Raw genomic sequence first — 16081 nt, 5'->3', positions numbered from 1 at the left:
TGAACATCCTTGCTATGAACTCGGGTCGCGCCTCCTCCTCCCTAGATTCCGAGGCGGAGGTGATGCTCGATGTACGAGCAGAACAACACGCGCAAGGACGCGATCGACATCAGCGACTTCGTGTACGCGGCCACGGGGGCGCGGGTACGGAGGCTGACGACGCCGGACGGGACGCACTGGTTTCCCGCGGCGGACGTACTCAACGAGCTGGGGTACAGGAATCCCAGGAAGACTCTGGCGGACCATGTCCCCACAGAGCACCGAGAGATTCTTGAGACCGTAACTGGAGGGTATGGTCTCAGCATTCCCGCAGGTCGGGAGTGGCGCCGAGACATGCATCTCGTCGATCTCCAGGGTCTGATCCGGTTGGTCAACGGCTGTACCAAACCGTCGGCACAGCCTTTCAAAGCCTGGGCCTCCGAAGTCATCGCCACCATCCAGCGAGACGGCTCCTACTCCCTCGAACCCGCCACCCTGCAACCCACCCCGACCACCGTCACCGCCTACGCGGTCCCCCAGCAACTCGCCGACGCCCTCGTCCGTCTCGAAGAGCGCGTCGACCGCCAGGACGAAACCCTGCGTCATATCGACACCAAACAGAACGTGATCGTCGACATGCTCAGGGACCTCACCCAGACCCTCCGCCGCGCCGGCGACCTCACCCGCCCCGTCCAGGCCCCGGAGCTGACACCCCAACAGCTCCTGTCCAACTGGAAGTCCAGGAACCTCGTCGTCACCGAGGACGTCCACAAGGTCGCCGCCCACCTGGCCCCGGCCCTGCTGCACGGCGGCGCCGACTACAGCGTGGAGGAGATCTCCGTACACACCGGCCTCTCAGCGGACCGCGTCCGCCACAGCCTGGAGCTGCTGTCCGAGCAGGGATGCGTACGCGAGGTCGGCCGTACTCCGGACGACTCGCCGTTCTACGTACTGCCGTAGTCCAGTAGCGCCGACGACAGACGGGCCCGAAGCCGCAAACCAAAGTTGCGGCTTCGGGCCCGGTCGTACAGTACTGAACTTTTCTACGGCCTACAGCCCACCCTCGGACATTCCATGCACCGCCGGCACAGTTCCCAGCCGGCCCTTCTGGAAGTCCTCGAACGCCTGCTCAAGCTCCGCCCTCGTGTTCATCACGAACGGGCCGTAGTGGGCCATCGGCTCACGGATCGGCTGCCCGCCGAGGAGTACGACCTCCAGGTCCGGGCTGTTCGCGTCCTGCAGGTCGTCCGCGCGGACCGTCAGGGACGAGCCCGCGCCGAAGACCGCGGTCTGGCCCTTGTGGACCGGGCGCCGGTCGGCGCCCACGCTGCCGCGGCCGGCGAGAACGTACGCCAGTCCGTTGAAGTCCTCGCGCCAGGGGAGGGTGACCTCCGCGCCCGGGGCCAGGGTCGCGTGGACCAGGCTGATCGGGGTGTGGGTGATACCGGGACCCTGGTGGCCGTCCAGCTCGCCGGCGATGACGCGCAGGAGCGCGCCGCCGTCGTGGGACGTGAGGAGCTGGACCTGGCCGCCACGGATGTCCTGGTAGCGGGGGGCCATCATCTTGTCCTTGGCCGGGAGGTTCACCCACAGCTGGATGCCGTGGAAGAGGCCGCCGGACATCACCAGGGACTCCGGGGGCGCCTCGATGTGGAGGAGGCCCGAACCGGCCGTCATCCACTGGGTGTCGCCGTTGGTGATGGTGCCGCCGCCACCCTGCGAGTCCTGGTGGTCGAAGATCCCGTCGATGATGTACGTGACGGTCTCGAAGCCGCGGTGGGGGTGCCAGGGGGTGCCTTTGGGCTCACCCGGCGCGTACTCCACCTCGCCCATCTGGTCCATCATGATGAACGGGTCGAGGTGCTTGTAGGCGATCCCGGCGAACGCCCGGCGCACCGGGAATCCCTCGCCCTCGAAACCGCTCGGCGCGGTCGTCACGGTGAGCACGGGACGCGCCACGGCGTCGGCCGGAGCGGCCACACGGGGCAGGGTCAGCGGGTTCTCGACGGTCACTGCAGGCATGTCGGGACCTCCTTGTGCGGCCAGTTTAGTTGATTATTGAACTTCCTGCTACCCCTAACAGAGGAGGCCCGGAGGGCATTCCCTCCGGGCCTCCTCAACCGGCCGGGGCCGGCCGGTACGCGCGGTACTAGTTGCTGAAGTACAGGTACTTCCAGGATCCGAACGTCGTCGAGTTCACGTTGTCGCCGGACGCGCCGTCGACGTACACCGACCGTACCCGGGCCCGGATGCCCGACTCACCGGGCGCTCCGAGCTGAACGCCCGACTTGCCGTTGGGGGCGATCGCGAAGTAGTCGGAGTAGGTCGAGTACCAGGTGCCCTGGTAGAAGACCTGCAGGTCGAAGCGCTGCTTGCGGCCCTGGTAGTAGGGCATCGAGGTCGTCAGCACCGGGTCGGTGTTCTTGTGGAACCAGTAGTACGAGACCGAGCCGATCTTGGCGGTCTTGTAGTGCCGGGAAACGGCCGTGGAGATCCTCACCCGGGCGTTGGCGGTGACCCTGACCGTCTTCGGCTCGAAGCGGGTGTCGCCCTTGAAGACGGCCGTGACGTTCGTGTCGCGGGTCATGTCGACGGTCGCGGTGAGGTTTCCGGCGGAGTTGACCTTGCCGGTCTTGATCAGCTTCTTCGGCTTGTCGGTGCCGTGCGGGTCCGACCAGATCTCGACCGTACGGTTCTTGTACGTCGCGCCCAGGTGGGCGGTGAACCTGACGTCGGTGCCGTAGTTGTACAGCCTGCCGTTGTTGTTCAGGGTCAGCGCGGTCTTCGCGAAGGGGACCTCGACCCTGCCGGAGGCGGTGGCCGCCGTGTGCTCGGCGTCGCCCGCGTACGTGACCTTGTAGGTGGTCGTGCCGCCGGTCTGCGGGGTGTCCGTGAAGGAGTACGTGCCGTTCGCCTTCACCGTGACGGCCGGGAGCGCCTTGCCGTTCGGGCTCTCCGTGTCCTTGCGGGTGACCGCCAGCTTGGCACCCGCCGGAAGCGGCAGCGTCGCCGTGATCCTGCCGGTGACGGTGAGCTTCTTGGCCCGGGGGGCCGTGTCGGGGGCGCTGACGGTGAGGTCCGGGGCGCTGAGTGTGGCGTCGGTGAACACCTTGAGCGTGTAGCGGGAGTTCAGCGTGTTGCTCGTCATGGCGAAGAGCCGCGGGGCGTCGGGGGCCCAGATCAGCCGGCCCGCGCCGTAGGCGTCGGCGTCGATACGGCGGACCAGCTTGTCGGACCCGGGCTTGAAGACCGACACCTCGCTGCTGAAGACGTGGGCGACCAGACCGCTCGGGGAGACGTCGCCGTACCCGCTGGACACCGGGTAGCCGCCGGCCTCGGTCAGGTCCCCGCTCGCGTAGGAGAGCCGCCTGTTGCCGTTGACCAGCACCTCGGAGGTGCCGGGGATGAGGTCGACGTCCCCGAAGTAGCTCTGGGCGCTGCTCTTGACGACCACCCGGGGGGTGGCGGCGGACACGTCGAGCACGTTCAGCGAACCCTCCGAAGCGCCGCTGTCGGTGTAGGTCAGCAGGCCGGGGGTCGACAGGTCGGTGTCGAGCAGCGCCGCGTTGTAGTACGGGGCGACCTCCTCCGGGAGCAGGCCGAGGCTCACCGCGTCCGCCTCGCCCGCCGGGTCGATCGCCGGGTCGACGGAACCCAGGTTTCCGTGGGTGGCGCCGTCCTCCCCGGTGACCTTGTAGGAGAACCAGAGCCGACCGCCGGCGAAGGCCAGGTCCCGGGGGTCGGTGCCGGCACCGATGTCGTAGCGGGCCTTGACGGTGAGGCCGAGCGCCGCCGCGTCGAGGGCCACGATCTCGTGGCTGTCCGGCAGGACCGCGTACACGGTCGCGCCGTCGTCGGACACCGCCAGATCGCGTACGCCGTCGAAGCCGACGTTGACGCCGACGAGCGTGCCGCTGTAGTCCGTGGCCAGAACCCGGCCGTTGTCCTGGTCGGCGACGAAGACGCGCTGAAGAGGACCGTCCGCGACCAGGCCGACGGGCGTGGTGACGACGACTGTCTGCGCCGAAGCGGAACCGGCCGCGACGACGGTGAGCGCCGCCGAGCTGAAGAGAACCGCGAGCGCCGTCGCGGCCGAAGTGCTGCGCATACGCACAGTGATGAACCCCCCACAAGGAACCCGGTATCACCGGGAGCTGAGAGCGCCGCGCGACACCCAGACGCGACCGCGGGAAGCGGTGGCCAGTGGGGCGCGGCTGCCAGAAGGAACCCTATGGCATGCCTGTGACAATCACGGAGGGGATTTCCGCCGCGGGACAGAGGACTTCCGGCGCCGGGCAAGACACCGGAGGCCGGGGGGGCGGAGCGACCGAGGGGGTCAGTGGGGCAGGCCGGTGGGGGCAGGGGAGGGGACGGCCTCAGCCGTACATCCTGCGCATCGCGAACTCCACCATCTGCTCGACCGCCTTCGCGTCGAAGACCATGCGGTGTTCGCCCTCCATGTCCACGACGAAGCCGTAGCCCGTGGGCAGCAGGTCGATGACCTCGGCGCCGGTGATCACGAAGTACTTGGACTCCTTGCCCGCGTACCGGCGGAGTTCCTTCAGCGAGGTGAACATGGGGATCACCGGCTGCTGGGTGTTGTGCAGCGCCAGGAACCCGGGGTTGTCGCCGCGTGGGCAGTACACCTTCGACGTGGCGAAGACCTGCTGGAAGTCCTCGGCCGACAGCGAGCCCGTCGTGAAGGCGCGCACCGCGTCCGCGAGGGACGGCGGGGACGGCTCGGGGTACAGCGGCGGCTGCTGGCCGTACCCGCCCGGCATCTGCTGCTGCGGCTGGGCGTACTGCTGCTGCGCAGCACCCCCGTCCCCGTGCTGGCCATATCCATACATGCGCGCAAGAGTACCGAGAGCGCGGCGGAGCGGGGGCGGCCCGGTCCCCTGCTTGCGGCCGGCACGGCCGGACCGTCCCATGGGAAGTCCACAGGTGCCGCTCTGGTTTGCCACAGCCGGCGCTCATACCGTCGACTTCGACAAAGAAACGATCAGGCGGCGGCAAGGCCCGGGTAATACCCGGCGGCACAGACAGAGGGAGACGGCCATGAGCGGACACGGGCAGCATGACCACGCGCACCACGGGGACGAAGAGGTCCACGAGCACGACAGGGGCCTCTCCTACGACCTCCCCGTTCTCGCCCGGCGCCGGATGATCCGTCTGCTGGCCGGTGCGAGCCTGGTGCCGCTGGTGGGCTGCGCCGCCGACGACTCCACGTCCACCTCCTCCGCCGCCTCCGACACCTCGTCCAGCGGCACGTCCTCGTCGTCCGCCGAGTGCGCGACCATCCCGAACGAGACCGCCGGTCCCTACCCGGGCGACGGCTCGAACGGGGTGAACGTGCTCAAGGAGAGCGGAGTCGTCCGCAGCGACATCACGTCCAGCTTCGGGAACTCTGCGGGCGGCAAGGCCGAGGGCGTGCCGCTCACGATCACGCTGACCGTCGTCGACGCGGCCTCCGGCTGCGGGACGCCCAAGACGGGCGCCGCGGTCTACCTGTGGCACTGCGACCGCGAGGGCAACTACTCCCTCTACTCGGACGGGGTCACCGACGAGAACTACCTCCGAGGCGTCCAGGAGACGGACGACAAGGGCCAGGTCACCTTCACGAGCATCTTCCCGGCCTGCTACGCGGGCCGCTGGCCGCACATCCACTTCGAGGTCTACGGCAGCCTGGAGGACGCGACCGCGGCCACGTCGATAACGAACACCTCGCAGCTGGCGTTCCCGAAGGACGTCTGCGAGACGGTGTACGCGACGGACGGCTACAGCCAGAGCGTGCAGAACCTCAGCCAGGTCTCCCTGGAGAAGGACGGCATCTTCAGCGACGGCTACGACCAGCAGCTGGCGACCGTGGAAGGCAGCGTGGACAAGGGATACACGGCCACTCTCACCGTCCCGGTCTAGACCTTTCCCCTCCCCTCAGGGGTCCTCGGGGCGCGTATCGCGTCACAAACGACCGGTTGGGGTTGCGCCTTATTACCGGCGGGTAGCATCATCGTAGGGAAGAAGCTACTAGTTGGTATGCGTATTAGGCGCGAGGAGTCAGTGCCTCGCCGATCTCTCTACGGAGCAGTCGCCATGGGGCACTACAAGTCGAATCTCCGCGACATCGAGTTCAACCTCTTCGAGGTCCTCGGACGCGACAAGCTGTACGGCACCGGTCCGTTCGCGGAGATGGACACGGACACCGCCAGGAGCATCCTCGGGGAGATGACGCGCCTCGCGGAGAACGAGCTGGCGGAGTCCTTCACCGACGGCGACCGCACCCCGCCGGTCTTCGACCCCGAGACGAACACCGCGCCCGTACCGGCGTCCTTCAAGAAGAGCTACAAGGCCTTCATGGACTCGGAGTACTGGCGTCTCGGCCTGCCCGAGGAGATCGGCGGCACCACCGCCCCCCGCTCCCTGATCTGGTCGTACGCGGAGCTGCTGCTCGGCGCGAACCCGGCCGTGTGGATGTACGCGTCCGGCCCGGCGTTCGCCGGCATCCTCTTCGACGAGGGCAACGACGTACAGAAGAGGATCGCCCAGATCGCGGTCGACAAGACCTGGGGCTCGACGATGGTCCTCACCGAGCCGGACGCCGGCTCGGACGTGGGCGCCGGCCGCACCAAGGCGGTCCAGCAGGAGGACGGCTCCTGGCACATCGAGGGCGTGAAGCGGTTCATCACCTCCGGTGAGCACGACATGGAGGAGAACATCCTCCACTACGTCCTCGCGCGGCCGGAGGGCCACGGCCCCGGCACCAAGGGCCTGTCCCTCTTCCTCGTACCGAAGTTCCTCTTCGACTTCGAGACGGGCGAGCTGGGCGAGCGCAACGGCGTGTACGCGACGAACGTCGAGCACAAGATGGGCCTCAAGGCCTCCAACACCTGCGAGATGACCTTCGGTGACCGGCACCCGGCCAAGGGCTGGCTGATCGGCGACAAGCACGACGGCATCCGCCAGATGTTCCGGATCATCGAGTTCGCCCGCATGATGGTCGGCACGAAGGCCATCTCGACGCTGTCGACCGGCTACCTCAACGCCCTTGAGTACGCCAAGGAGCGCGTCCAGGGTCCGGATCTCGCCAACTTCATGGACAAGACGGCCCCCAAGGTCACCATCACGCACCACCCGGACGTCCGCCGCTCGCTGATCACGCAGAAGGCGTACGCCGAGGGCATGCGCGCGCTGGTGCTGCACACCGCCGCCGTGCAGGACGAGATCCAGGTCAAGGAGGCGGCCGGCGAGGACACCGCCGCCCTGGAGGCCATGAACGACCTCCTGCTCCCGATCGTGAAGGGCTACGGCTCCGAGAAGGGCTACGAGCAGCTCGCCCAGTCCCTCCAGACCTTCGGCGGCTCCGGGTTCCTCCAGGAGTACCCGATCGAGCAGTACATCCGCGACGCCAAGATCGACACCCTGTACGAGGGCACGACCGCGATCCAGGGCCAGGACTTCTTCTTCCGGAAGATCGTCCGCAACCAGGGCGCGGCCCTCAACTCCCTTGCCGAGGACATCAAGAAGTTCCTCGCGCCGGGCACGGGCGGCGACGACCTGGCGGTGGCGCGCGAGCAGCTCGCCAAGGCGGCCGTCGAGCTGGAGGCGATCGTCGGTCTGATGCTGACGGACCTGGCGGCGACCGAGCAGGACGTCAAGAACATCTACAAGGTGGGCCTCAACACCACCCGCCTGCTGATGGCCTCGGGCGACGTCGTCGTCGGCTACCTGCTCCTCAAGGGTGCCGCCGTGGCCGCCGAGAAGCTGCGGACGGCGTCGGCGAAGGACGTCCCGTTCTACACGGGCAAGATCGCGGCGGCGAAGTTCTTCGCGGCCAACGTCCTCCCGGGCGTCACCGGTGCCCGCAAGCTCGCCGCGGGCGTGGACCTCGACCTGATGGAGCTGGACGAAGCAGCTTTCTGAGCGCACTCCGCCGTCTTCGCGCACCTCACCACCTTCGCGACTTTCGCGCACTTCGCACCCTTGGTGCATTCAGTTCACTTATTGCGCGTATGCGGCAGGCCAGGCACGGCGGCCCGCACCCGGATCCACTCCGGGGCGGGCCGCCGTCCTGCTGAACCAGGACACACCCCCACGGTCCGTCCGCAGTCCGGAAACTGACTCGCGGGCCAGTTGTCCGGCCTTCACATCCCCGTTACGAGAGCCCGCTCACCATCCCAGGGAGCGGGCGCTATTACGTCGTTAAGGTGAACCCCATGAGCGCACCCCACCGCTTCGACCGCGGCCACACCGACGACTTGATGTCCTTCCTGGCGGCGAGTCCGTCGCCGTACCACGCCGTGGCGAACACCGCCGAGCGGCTGGAGAAGGCCGGCTTCCGTCAGGTCGCCGAGACGGACGCCTGGGACGCGGAGACATCGGCGGCCTCCGCGGCGGGGAGCGGCGGCAAGTACGTCCTGCGCGGCGGCGCGATCGTGGCCTGGTACGTCCCCGAGGGAGCCGCTCCGCACACCCCCTTCCGGATCGTCGGCGCCCACACCGACTCCCCCAACCTGCGCGTCAAGCCGGTGCCGGACATCGGGGGACACGGCTGGCGACAGGTCGCCGTGGAGATCTACGGCGGTCCACTGCTCAACTCCTGGCTCGACCGCGACCTCGGGCTGGCCGGCCGCCTCACCCTCCGGGACGGCACATCGCGGCTGGTGAACATCGACCGGCCCCTCATGCGGGTCCCCCAGCTCGCCATCCACCTCGACCGTGCCGTGAACACCGACGGGCTGAAGCTCGACAAGCAGCGCCATCTCCAGCCGATCTGGGGCATGTCGGACGACGTCCGCGAGGGCGACCTGATCGCCTTCCTCGAAGAGGAGTCCGGGCTCACGCCGGGCGAGGTCACCGGCTGGGACCTGATGGTCCACTCCATCGAACCGCCCGCCTACCTGGGCCGCGACCGGGAGTTGGTCGCCGGCCCGCGCATGGACAACCTGCTGTCCGTGCACGCCGCCGCGGCGGCTCTGGCGTCCGTGGCGACGAGCTCCGCCACCGGCGACGGGGCGCTGCCGTACATCCCGGTCCTCGCGGCCTTCGACCACGAGGAGAACGGTTCGCAGAGCGACACGGGCGCGGACGGCCCGCTGCTCGGCAGCGTGCTGGAGCGTTCGGTGTTCGCGCGCGGAGGATCGTACGAGGACAGGGCGAGAGCGTTCGCGGGCACCGTCTGTCTCTCCTCCGACACGGGCCACGCCGTCCACCCCAACTACGCGGAGCGGCACGACCCGACGCACCACCCGCGCGTCAACGGCGGCCCGATCCTCAAGGTCAACGTCAACAACCGCTACGCCACGGACGGTTCGGGCCGCGCGGTCTGGGCGGCGGCCTGCGACCGGGCCGGCGTCCCGTTCCAGAACTTCGTCTCCAACAACTCCATGCCCTGCGGCACGACGATCGGCCCGATCACCGCCGCGAGGCACGGCATCAAGACGGTCGACATCGGGGTGGCGATCCTGTCCATGCACAGTGCGCGGGAGTTGTGCGGCGCCGACGACCCGCACCTGCTCGCCAACGCGCTCGTGGCGTTCCTGCAAGGCTAGTCGGGCTCTCACGCATACCTGTCGCAGGTCCGGGCACCCGGAAACTCCGGAACAACCGGAACCTCCGGTACGACCGGACCGGACAGGGAGGCAACACTCATGAGCCTCGGCGGATGCATCATCCTCATCGCCGTGGGAGCCATCCTCACGTTCGCCACCGACTGGCAGATGGAAGGGGTCAACCTCGACCTGGTCGGCGTCATCCTGATGATCGTCGGCGTGATCGGCGCCCTGGCGTTCCGCAGCGTGGCCCGGCGCAGGCGGGTGCTGATACCGCCCTCGACGACCGTGATCGACGACGACCGGTACCAGGGCTGACGGTCGTCGCGCGAGGTCGGCCTACACCAGGGCGTGCCCCGTCGTGACGTCCACATGGCCGGGCACGTCGTCGTGCCGGTCGCCCACGCTGAGGGTGCCGGAGGGTTCGAGGACGAGGATCTCGGTGCGGACCGGGGCGTACGGCTTGTGCTCCGTGCCACGGGGGACCGTGAAGGCCGAGCCCTTCGGCAGGACGACCGTGCGCTCGCCGGCCGACTCCCGCAGGGCGATGTGCAGTTCACCGTCCAGAACCAGGAAGAACTCGTCGGTGCCCTCGTGCACATGCCAGACGTGCTCGCCCTCGACCTTCGCGACGCGTACGTCGTAGTCGTTGACGGTGGCGACGATACGAGGGCTCCACACGGCGCTGAAGGAGGCCAGAGCGACGGGGAGGGAGACCGGCTCACCGCCTCTTCCCGCCCTTCCCCCGACGGCCACCACGGCCTTGCCGGCGCTGCTGGGACTGCTGGGACTGTCGCTCGATGCCATGTGCTCATGGTGGGGCGTGACCCGAGCTCTCCACGAGTGCTAGAAATCGCACATGACGCAAGGATCCTCTCAACCCGGCTCTCGGCCCCACCGCGTCGCCGTGATCGTCGACGAGGGCACCAACCCGTTCGAGGTCGGTGCCGCGACCGAGATGTTCGGGCTGCCCCGCCCCGAACTCGGGCTGCCGGGGCCGCTGTACGAGGTGACGGTGTGCGCCCCGACCCCCGAGGTCCGGATGAACCACGGCTTCCTCACCCTCACCGGGGTGGCCGGCCTGGACGCCGTGGACGACGCCGACACCCTCGTCGTGCCGGGCCGCCCGGACAACGTCGTACCGCGTGGCGATGCCGTACTCGACGCGGTACGGCGCACCCACGCGCGCGGGGCACGCGTCGTGAGCCTGTGCACGGGCAGCTTCGCGCTCGCGGAGGCCGGCCTGCTGGACGGCCGCCGGGCGACAACTCACTGGCTGTGGGCGGACACCTTCGGCCGACTGCACCCGCGGGTCCTGCTGGAACCGGACGTCCTGTTCACGGACGAGGGCGACATCCTGACCGCCGCGGGCAGTGCCGCCGCACTCGACCTCGGGCTCCACATCTGGCGTACGGACCATGGTGCCGAGGTCGCCAACGCGGTCTCCCGGCGCCTGGTGTTCGCCGCCCATCGGGACGGCGGGCAACGCCAGTTCGTGGAGCGGCCGGTGCCGCCGGTCCCGGACGAATCACTGGGCCCGCTTCTCGCCTGGGCCCAGGCACGGCTGGCCGAACCGCTCACCGTGGCCGGCCTGGCCTCCCGGGCGGCGGTCTCACCCGCCACGCTCCACCGCCGCTTCCAGTCCCAGCTCGGCACGACACCGCTGGCCTGGCTGACCGGGGAGCGGGTGACGCTGGCCCGCCGGCTGATCGAACGCGGGGAGGAACGCCTCGACGTGGTCGCGGCACGCAGCGGCCTCGGAACGGCGGCGAACCTGCGCGCCCGGCTCCGCCGCGAGACCGGTCTCAGCCCATCGGCGTACAGGCGGCGTTTCGGACCCCTTCGCGGGGAAGCGGTGAGTACATGAGATTCCTCGTACGCGACCGGCTGCTCGGCTTCGGCGACGACTACTGGATCGAGGACCAGCACGGCAACAAGGTGTACCTGGTCGACGGCAAGGCGATGCGGCTGCGGGACACCTTCGAGCTGAAGGACACCCGGGGGCGGGTGCTGATCGACATCCACAAGAAGATGCTCGCCCTGCGGGACACGATGGTGATCGAACGGGACGGCGACCCGTTGGCGACGATCAGACGCAAACGCCTGTCACTGCTGCGCAACCACTACCGGGTGTCGCTGGTGGACGGCACGGAGCTGGACGTCAGCGGAAAGATCCTGGACCGGGAGTTCGCGGTCGACTACGACGGCGAACTCCTCGCCCAGATCTCCCGCCGCTGGCTGCACGTCCGCGAGACGTACGGGGTGGACGTCGTACGGGACGACGCGGACCCGGCACTGTTGATCGCGGTGGCGGTCTGCGTGATCCACCTGGCGGAGAAGGAACGGACGGAGGACTGAGAACCCCAGCCCCTCCGGGGTCCCCCCTCCGGGGGAGGGACGGGTAGGGACGGCGGGGGCGAAACACCCCGGCGCCAGGCGTCAGCGGCGGTGCGGAACCGCCACCCCCAGCACCCTGTCCTTGAGCGCCGGGAACTGCTCGCGCGTCTCCCCCACCTTCGCGGGGTCGAACTCGACCCGCAGAACCTCCTCGCCGCCACCCGCCTCCGCGAGCACCTCGCCCCACGGATCGACCACGATCGAGTGCCCGGCCTGCGGAACTCCCGCATGCGTACCGGCCGTTCCACACGCGAGGACGTACGCCTGGTTCTCGACCGCCCGCGCCCGGGCCAGCAGCGTCCAGTGGGCGCGCCGCCGCTCCGGCCAGCCCGCCGAGAGGACGATCGTCTCGGCACCCGCGTCGACGAGGCCGCGGAAGAGTTCGGGGAAACGGAGGTCGTAGCAGGTGGCGACACCCAGCGTCGTCCCGGGGAGGGCGACGGTCACCAGTTCCTCGCCCGCGCCCATCAGCACGGCCTCGCCCTTGTCGAAGCCGAAGCGGTGGATCTTCCGGTAGGCGGCGGCCAGGTCACCGGCGGGGGAGAAGACGAGGGAGGTGTTGTACAGGGGCCCCTCGGGGTCGCGTTCCGGGATCGACCCGGCGTGCAGCCACACGCCCGCGTCGCTCGCCGCCTTCGCCATCGCCTCGTAGGTCGGACCGTCCAGCGCCTCGGCCTCGGTGGCGAACCGCTCGTACGCGAAGGCCCCCGTCGTCCACAGCTCGGGCAGGACGACGAGATCGGCCCCGGCTTCGTCCCGTACCAGGGAGGCCACGCGCTGCCTGCGCGATTCGACCGATTCGCCCTCTTCTACACCGATCTGGATGAGCGAGGCGCGCACACTACCACCGTCCTGACATTCGAGCCGTTCACACGGGCCTACGATCGTCACACGAAAGCACTGCCGGGGTGCCTCACGGCAGCGTAACTTAACGTTCCAAGACACCCGCTCACAGCTATCCCGCCCGCGCTCCCGCATCCACCGAAACGACACACCGCCACCGATACCGCCGCCGACACCACCACTGACACCAGCGCCGACAACGCCGTCGACACCCGCCGTCATCCGCCGTCACCACTGCCCGCGTACCGACCGCCCGAGGGGTCCCGTTCCGTGAGTCTGCATCCCACTCTCCAGCCCTACGCCGACGCCTGGACCCACTCCATCGACGCGATATCCGAGCTGGTGTCACCGCTCGTGGAGGGCGAGTGGAACCGCCGGACCCCATGCCCAGGCTGGTCGGTCCGTGACCTGGTCTCGCACGTCATCGGCCTGGAGTGCGAGATGCTCGGCGACCCGCGCCCCATCCACACCCTCCCGCGCGACCTCTACCACGTCACCAACGAGCAGCAGCGGTACATGGAGATGCAGGTCGACGTACGGCGGCACCACACGGCCCCGGAGATGACGTCCGAGCTGGAGTACACGGTCATCCGCCGCAACCGCCAGCTGCGCAACGAGACACGGGAGCCGGGGACGATGATCCGCGGCCTCTACGGCCGCGAGACCGCTCTCGTGGACCTCATGCGCAACCGGGCGTTCGACGTGTGGGTGCACGAGCAGGACCTGCGTACCGCCCTCGGCCGGCCCGGCAACCTGGACTCGCCCGGCGCGCACATCACGCGGGACGTACTCCTCAGCGCGCTGCCGAAGGTCGTCGCCAAGGACGCGGGGGCGCCGCGCAGTTCGGCGATCGTCTTCGACGTGCACGGTCCCGTCGAGTTCCTGCGCACGATCCGCGTCGACATCAACGGCCGCGGCACCCTGGAGACGTCACCGGCCCTCGGCCCCGCCGCCAGCTTCGCCCTCGACTGGGAGACCTACGTCCGCCTGGCCTGCGGCCGGGTGACCCCGGAAGCGGTCGCCGACCGCATCAAGACGGAGGGCGACCCGGGCCTCACGGCAGCGATCCTGCGCCACTTCGCGGTGACGCCGTAGCGACACTTTTCAGCGCGGGCCGGGCAGTCCCAGCCCACTTCAGCCCGTCCGGCGTTCGAGGACGAGGCCCGTTCGGGGCCGAAGCGGGGGCCTGGGGGCGGCAGCCCCCAGAGACGCCCGCACCAATACCCCGCACCTACACCGGAACGTGCACCGCAGAAACCCTGCTCACAACCAACCGCTCCGACTCCCGCAGAGCGGCCCGCTTCCGCAACCGCAGAATCTGGCTGACGCCAACCCCCTGCAGCAGGAACACGAACGAGAACGCGACGGCGTAGTTGTCGCCGGTCGCGTCCAGCAGCACACCGACCGCGAACAGCGTCGTCATCGACGCGACGAAACCGCCCATGTTGGTGATCCCCGAAGCCGTCCCCTGACGCTCGGGCGGATTCGCGGGCCGGGCGAAGTCGAAGCCGAGCATCGAGGCGGGCCCGCAGGCACCCAGCACCGTGCACAGCAGCACCAGCAGCCACATCGGGGCGTGACCGGAGCCGGACACCGCCGGGTAGGCGAGGGTCACCGCCCACATCACCGCCGTGGCGCCCACCGTGCCCAGCGCCAGCGGCAGCCGGGCCGTGTGGTGCCGGGCGACGATCTGGCCGTACACCAGGCCGATCACCATGTTGGACAGCACGACCAGGGTGAGCAGCTCCCCCGCCGTCGCCCGCGTCAGCCCCTGCGCCTCGACGAGGAACGGCAGGCCCCACAGCAGCAGGAACACCATCGCCGGGAACTGGGTGGTGAAGTGCACCCACAGGCCGAGCCGCGTGCCGGGCTCGCGCCACGAGGCGGCGATCTGACGGCGCACGTACGCGGCGCCCTGATGCGGGAACGGCTCCGGCTCGTGCCCCTTCGGATGGTCCTTGAGGAACACGAGCATCAGCACGAGCACCACCACACCCGCGACCGCACTGCCCGCGAAGGCCGCCGTCCACCCGACGCCGTGCAGCAGCCGGGCCAGGACGAGCGTCGAGACGAGGTTGCCCGTCATCCCGGCCAGCCCCGCCAGCTGCGCGATCATCGGCCCGCGCCGCGCCGGGAACCACCGGGAACCCAGCCGCAGCACGCTGATGAACGTCATCGCGTCCCCGCACCCGAGCAGCGCGCGGGAGGCGAGAGCCGTGCCGTACGAGGGGGAGAACGCGAAGCCCAGCTGCCCGGCCGTGAACAGCACCGCGCCGATGGCCAGCACCTTCTTGGTGCCGAGCCGGTCGACGAGCAGCCCGACCGGTATCTGCATGCCCGCGTAGACCAGGAGCTGGAGGATCGAGAAGGTGGACAGGGCGGACGCGTTCACGTGGAAGCGGTCGGCGGCGTCGAGCCCGGCCACCCCCAGTGACGTACGGAAGATGACCGCGACGAAGTACACCGAGACGCCGACGGACCAGACGAGGACGGCGCGGCGCCCACCGGGAGGATCGCCGGGCAGCGAACCACGGCCGGAACCGGATCCGGCGGCGGCGACGGGTCCGGGGCTCATCGGACCTCGCCCCGGGCCAGGTTGGAGAACCAGCTGACGTGCCGGTGCACGATCGCGACCGCCGCCTCCGGGTCACCCGAGCGCAGCGCGTCGAGGATCTCCTGGTGCTCGACGAGCGTCTTGGTGATGCGGTCGGGGTGGGCGTGCATGACGGCGACGCCCATCCTCAGCTGCCGGTCGCGCAGTTGGTCGTACAGCCGGGAGAGGATCTCGTTGCCTCCGCTGCGGACGATCTCGGCGTGGAAGCAGCGGTCGGTCACGGCAGCGCCCGCGAGGTCTCCTGCGGCGGCCTGCCGGCGTTGCCGTTCGAGCAGTTCGGTGAGCCGGGCGATGAGCTGTGGCGAGGCGGGCACCGCCTTGCGGATGGTGTGCTCCTCGACCAGCTGGCGGGTCTCGACGACGTCCGCGATCTCCTGCGCGGAGACGGGCAGGACGAGCGCGCCCTTCTTCGGGTAGAGCCTGATCAGCCCCTCGGCCTCCAGGCGCAGCAGCGCCTCGCGCACCGGCGTGCGGGACACCCCGACGGCCTCGGCCAGTTCGCCCTCGGTGAGCAGGGTCCCGCCCTCGTAACGGCGGTCCAGGACACCCTCTTTGACGTGGGCGTAGACGCGTTCGGCGGCGGGAGGTTGCTTCACGTGCTGCACGGCCGGGCTGCTCATGCCCACAGCATAGATACAACACGTACGCATGCGGGCGGGCGTCCGCCATATGGACCGACCTCGTGAACCGATCCCCGTTC

The 16081-nt window shown here is 69.3% G+C and carries 16 protein-coding genes; 8 read left to right on the top strand and 8 right to left on the bottom strand.

Annotation, left to right across the window (positions count from 1 at the left end):
* Positions 1 to 41: 41 nt before the first annotated feature.
* On the bottom strand, positions 42 to 203 hold the full coding sequence (locus tag OG595_RS21355; RefSeq protein ID WP_329274192.1) for a hypothetical protein: 162 nt from the start codon (positions 201 to 203) through the stop codon (positions 42 to 44).
* Between OG595_RS21355 and OG595_RS21350 the strand changes: the two genes are divergently transcribed.
* Complete coding sequence (locus OG595_RS21350) at positions 154 to 939, top strand: BRO-N domain-containing protein (protein ID WP_329283088.1); 786 nt, start codon at positions 154 to 156, stop codon at positions 937 to 939. The genes OG595_RS21355 and OG595_RS21350 overlap by 50 nt on opposite strands.
* Positions 940 to 1029: 90 nt before the next feature.
* Here OG595_RS21350 and OG595_RS21345 read toward each other — a convergent pair whose 3' ends face one another.
* The 3 genes from OG595_RS21345 to OG595_RS21335 all read right to left on the bottom strand — a co-directional run bounded on the left by OG595_RS21345 (position 1030) and on the right by OG595_RS21335 (position 4829).
* Entirely contained in the window at positions 1030 to 2001 is a 972-nt protein-coding gene (locus OG595_RS21345) for a pirin family protein (protein ID WP_329274190.1), read from the bottom strand.
* Positions 2002 to 2128: 127 nt separating this feature from the next.
* Complete coding sequence (locus OG595_RS21340) at positions 2129 to 4087, bottom strand: Ig-like domain repeat protein (RefSeq protein ID WP_329274188.1); 1959 nt, start codon at positions 4085 to 4087, stop codon at positions 2129 to 2131.
* A 268-nt stretch (positions 4088 to 4355) separates the two neighbouring features.
* Positions 4356 to 4829, bottom strand: a complete 474-nt coding sequence (locus OG595_RS21335) for an SseB family protein (protein WP_189149430.1) — start codon at positions 4827 to 4829, stop codon at positions 4356 to 4358.
* A gap of 208 nt (positions 4830 to 5037) precedes the next feature.
* On the opposite strand from OG595_RS21335, the gene OG595_RS21330 reads away from it, so the two are divergent.
* From OG595_RS21330 to OG595_RS21315, 4 genes are all read left to right on the top strand, one after another.
* A complete protein-coding gene (locus OG595_RS21330) occupies positions 5038 to 5898 on the top strand; it encodes an intradiol ring-cleavage dioxygenase (RefSeq protein ID WP_329274182.1) in 861 nt (286 codons plus the stop codon).
* A 174-nt stretch (positions 5899 to 6072) separates the two neighbouring features.
* The gene (locus tag OG595_RS21325; protein ID WP_329274180.1) at positions 6073 to 7899 is read left to right on the top strand and encodes an acyl-CoA dehydrogenase; all 1827 of its coding nucleotides are present in this window, start codon (positions 6073 to 6075) and stop codon (positions 7897 to 7899) included.
* 293 nt (positions 7900 to 8192) lie between these two features.
* Positions 8193 to 9527: a M18 family aminopeptidase gene (locus tag OG595_RS21320; protein ID WP_329274178.1), complete on the top strand. Its 1335-nt coding sequence runs from the start codon at positions 8193 to 8195 to the stop codon at positions 9525 to 9527.
* Positions 9528 to 9626: 99 nt separating this feature from the next.
* The gene (locus tag OG595_RS21315; protein WP_329274176.1) at positions 9627 to 9845 is read left to right on the top strand and encodes a DUF6458 family protein; all 219 of its coding nucleotides are present in this window, start codon (positions 9627 to 9629) and stop codon (positions 9843 to 9845) included.
* Positions 9846 to 9866: 21 nt separating this feature from the next.
* Here the strand turns inward: OG595_RS21315 and OG595_RS21310 are convergent, their stop codons facing one another.
* Entirely contained in the window at positions 9867 to 10334 is a 468-nt protein-coding gene (locus OG595_RS21310) for a cupin domain-containing protein (RefSeq protein ID WP_329274175.1), read from the bottom strand.
* A 52-nt stretch (positions 10335 to 10386) separates the two neighbouring features.
* Between OG595_RS21310 and OG595_RS21305 the strand changes: the two genes are divergently transcribed.
* Positions 10387 to 11394, top strand: a complete 1008-nt coding sequence (locus OG595_RS21305; RefSeq protein WP_329274172.1) for a helix-turn-helix domain-containing protein — start codon at positions 10387 to 10389, stop codon at positions 11392 to 11394.
* Complete coding sequence (locus OG595_RS21300; protein ID WP_329274170.1) at positions 11391 to 11885, top strand: LURP-one-related/scramblase family protein; 495 nt, start codon at positions 11391 to 11393, stop codon at positions 11883 to 11885. The genes OG595_RS21305 and OG595_RS21300 overlap by 4 nt, the downstream gene beginning before the upstream one ends.
* An 81-nt stretch (positions 11886 to 11966) precedes the next feature.
* Here OG595_RS21300 and OG595_RS21295 read toward each other — a convergent pair whose 3' ends face one another.
* Positions 11967 to 12764 carry a carbon-nitrogen family hydrolase gene (locus tag OG595_RS21295; protein WP_329274167.1) on the bottom strand — a complete coding sequence of 266 codons (798 nt, stop codon included), beginning with the start codon at positions 12762 to 12764 and terminating at the stop codon, positions 11967 to 11969.
* A gap of 273 nt (positions 12765 to 13037) precedes the next feature.
* Between OG595_RS21295 and OG595_RS21290 the strand changes: the two genes are divergently transcribed.
* The gene (locus OG595_RS21290; RefSeq protein WP_329274165.1) at positions 13038 to 13862 is read left to right on the top strand and encodes a maleylpyruvate isomerase family mycothiol-dependent enzyme; all 825 of its coding nucleotides are present in this window, start codon (positions 13038 to 13040) and stop codon (positions 13860 to 13862) included.
* 136 nt (positions 13863 to 13998) lie between these two features.
* Here OG595_RS21290 and OG595_RS21285 read toward each other — a convergent pair whose 3' ends face one another.
* On the bottom strand, positions 13999 to 15342 hold the full coding sequence (locus OG595_RS21285) for an MFS transporter (RefSeq protein WP_329274162.1): 1344 nt from the start codon (positions 15340 to 15342) through the stop codon (positions 13999 to 14001).
* Positions 15339 to 16001, bottom strand: coding sequence for a GntR family transcriptional regulator (locus OG595_RS21280; protein ID WP_329274159.1), 663 nt, complete (start codon positions 15999 to 16001; stop codon positions 15339 to 15341). Before OG595_RS21280 ends, OG595_RS21285 begins: the two co-directional genes overlap by 4 nt.
* Positions 16002 to 16081: the final 80 nt, after the last annotated feature.

This window comes from Streptomyces sp. NBC_01451 (assembly GCF_036227485.1).
Taxonomy (GTDB): domain Bacteria; phylum Actinomycetota; class Actinomycetes; order Streptomycetales; family Streptomycetaceae; genus Streptomyces.
This window is presented reverse-complemented; position numbering and strand designations above follow the sequence as displayed.